Origin of the sequence: Amycolatopsis rhizosphaerae (assembly GCF_007713715.1) — a bacterium.
Lineage (GTDB): Bacteria > Actinomycetota > Actinomycetes > Mycobacteriales > Pseudonocardiaceae > Amycolatopsis_E > Amycolatopsis_E rhizosphaerae.
The window spans coordinates 1-2,705 of sequence record NZ_VJWX01000710.1; the positions used below are offsets into that span (position 1 = coordinate 1).

Below are 2,705 nucleotides of genomic sequence, written 5' to 3' on the forward strand. Positions count from 1 at the left end.
CGCTGTGGGTCGCGTCCGCGGCGCTGGTCGTGCCGATGACCGCACTTCTCGTGTCGCCGCTACGCCGGATGCGGGACGTGCCCGCGGAGCCGGTCCCTTCCTGAACCTACTGCTGAGCGTCCCACCAGGCCTCGTACAGTTCGCCGCGCGCGACGAACTCGGCAGGTCCGGTGAGCGTGGACTGGCCGCGCCGCAACACGACCGTGACCCTGCCACCCGGAATCTCCACAATGGACTCCCCGGTGTCCGTACCGGCCTGGTGCAGCGCCGCCGCCACCGCGGCCACCGTGCCGGTGCCACAGGACCGGGTCTCCCCCACCCCGCGCTCGTACACCCGCATCCGCAGCAAGCCATCGTCGAGCGGGTTGACGAACTCCAGGTTCACGCCCTCCGGGAAGAAATCGGTGTCGTAGCGCGGCGGGAGGCCAAGATCGAGTTCGCGCACGTCTTCGTCCACTATGGACACCAGATGCGGGTTGCCCACGTTCACGGCCACTCCGGAGAAGTGCCGTCCGTCCACGATCGACACCGAAGCGCCGGTGATCGCGGCGGGCCCCATCTCGACGGTCACCGAACCGTCCGGGTGCACCACGACGGGGCGGTCCCCGGCCCGGCTGCCCACCACGAACTCCCGGCCGTCCACCAGTCCGGCGTCCACCAGATACCGCGCGAACACGCGCATCCCGTTGCCGCACATCTCCGCGACGGACCCGTCCGCGTTGCGGTAGTCCATGAACCACTCGCCCGCGGAAGGCAGGCCCAGCGCCTCGGCGCGGGCGACGCGCAGCACACCGTCGGCACCGAGCCCGCGCTGCCGGTCGCACAGGGCGGCGACTCGACCCGGCGTCAGTTCGAGACGACCGGACGGATCGGGCAGCAGCACGAAGTCGTTCTGTGTGCCATGCCCTTTGAGGAACTCGATTGCCACGCGCTCAGACTACTGGGCGACCACGGAAAGCACCCGCGCGGCCACATCCTGATCATCTCCGCGGAACCAGTGGATCCGCCCGTCCCGGCGGAACCAGGATCGTTGCCTGCGCACGAATCGCCGGGTGGCCTGTTTCGTGGCGGCCGCGGCGGCCGCGAAGTCGGCGGAGTCGCTCTCGGAGTCGAGCGCGGCGAGCACCTGCTGGTAGCCCAGCGCCCGCGACGCCGTCTTGCCCTCGCGCAGCCCCCGGGCGGCCAGCGCGCGCACCTCGTCGACCAGACCGGCCTCGAACATGCGGTCCACCCGCAGGTCGACCCGCTCGTCGAGTGCCTCGGCGGGACGGTCGATGCCGACCAGCACCGTGTCGTACCGCGCCGGACCGGGCTTCGGCATGGTCGCCGAAAACGGGCGTCCGGTGATCTCGATGACCTCCAGTGCCCGCACGATCCGGCGCGTGTTGGAGGGCAGGATCGCGGCGGCCGCCACCGGATCCAGCAGGCACAGCCGCTCGTGCAGTGGCCCGGGACCGGCCTGGGCCGCCTCGGCCTCCAACCGGGCCCGCACCCGGGGATCGGTGCCGGGGAACCGCAGGTCGTCGAGCACGGCCTGGACGTAGAGGCCGGAACCCCCGACCAGCACCGGCACCTTCCCCTTGGCCAGGAGGCGCTCGACGATCGCGCGGGCATCGCGCTGGTAGGCCGCGACCGAGGCCGTCTCGGTCACGTCCAGCACGTCCAGCAGGTGGTGCGGGACACCGCGCCGCTCCGGCACCGTGATCTTGGCGGTACCGATGTCCATGCCCCGGTAGAGCTGCATCGCGTCGGCGTTGATCACCTCGCCGCCGAGTTCGAGGGCCAGCGTGACGGCGAGATCGGACTTCCCGGTGGCGGTCGGCCCCACCACGGCGACCGGCTTCACCCGCGCTCCCACACCGCGACGTGGTAGGCGACACCGAAGGGCGCCGCCGAGTACAGCAGTTCCGCCCGCCATCCGTCGCCGAGCCCGGCCAGGACCTGCCAGGAGGCACGTCCACTCGCCCCCAGCTCCGCCGCGAGTTCCGGATCGAGTGCGAACAGCGCCTCGGCGTCGGCCTTGGCCAGTGCCTTGGCGACCGAGTCGTCGAAACCCGCCGCCCGTTCGTCGGCACTCCCCGGCGCGCCCGCCCCGTGCCGGTTTGACCCGTCGCCGAGCACGAGCAGCGCGGACGGGCCGTCCTCGTCGAGGTCCTCACCGACCCGCGCGCACCGCGCCGGATCCGTGGCGTCACCGAGCAACCGCACCTCGACCGACTCGGCCCCGGTCTGCTCCCGCAGCCACCCCGCGACCAGCGCCGGAAGCGGCAGACCGATCTCCGGCTCCTCGCCGGAGCCGTCGGCGGACAGGCGCACCGGCACGTCCACGCCGTACCCACGGAAACTGCCCGCCGAGCGGGGCGGAACGGTGAGATCCTCGGGGTGCGGGCCGACCGCGACCCAGCGCGCGCCCAGCGTGCGCACGGCGGACAGGCAGGCGTCCCGGAGGGAGGCCAGGCCGGGCTCGGTTCCCGGGGACAGCCGCGGCACCAGCAACGGCGCCTGCGGCACCACGGCGACATGCGTGATCACACCGATCGAGGCTACCCGGGGACTGTGGGACGGCCGTGATCACACCGTTCCCACAGCCCGCCACAGTAGAATCACCCGCTCCGACCACCCCACCGAGTACCACAAGCCACGCTGAACTGCTTGAATGCGGCGAGGGGTCGAAAAAGCGCGCCCCACCCGTTCGACACCCGCAC

Annotated in this window: 3 protein-coding genes; all 3 read right to left on the bottom strand. The window is 72.1% G+C overall.

Annotated features, from left to right (window positions below; all coding sequences use genetic code 11):
- Window positions 1–106: 106 nt before the first annotated feature.
- The 3 genes from dapF to FNH05_RS35865 are packed head-to-tail and all read right to left on the bottom strand — an operon-like array spanning window position 107 to window position 2,532.
- The gene (gene dapF, locus FNH05_RS35855) at window positions 107–928 is read right to left on the bottom strand and encodes a diaminopimelate epimerase (RefSeq protein WP_144593283.1); all 822 of its coding nucleotides are present in this window, start codon (window positions 926–928) and stop codon (window positions 107–109) included.
- A gap of 9 nt (window positions 929–937) precedes the next feature.
- Window positions 938–1,846, bottom strand: a complete 909-nt coding sequence (gene miaA / locus FNH05_RS35860) for a tRNA (adenosine(37)-N6)-dimethylallyltransferase MiaA (RefSeq protein ID WP_246128143.1) — start codon at window positions 1,844–1,846, stop codon at window positions 938–940.
- Window positions 1,843–2,532 (bottom strand): class III extradiol dioxygenase subunit B-like domain-containing protein, encoded by a 690-nt coding sequence (locus FNH05_RS35865; RefSeq protein WP_144593285.1) that lies wholly within the window; start codon window positions 2,530–2,532, stop codon window positions 1,843–1,845. Before FNH05_RS35865 ends, miaA begins: the two co-directional genes overlap by 4 nt.
- Window positions 2,533–2,705 lie beyond the last annotated feature (173 nt).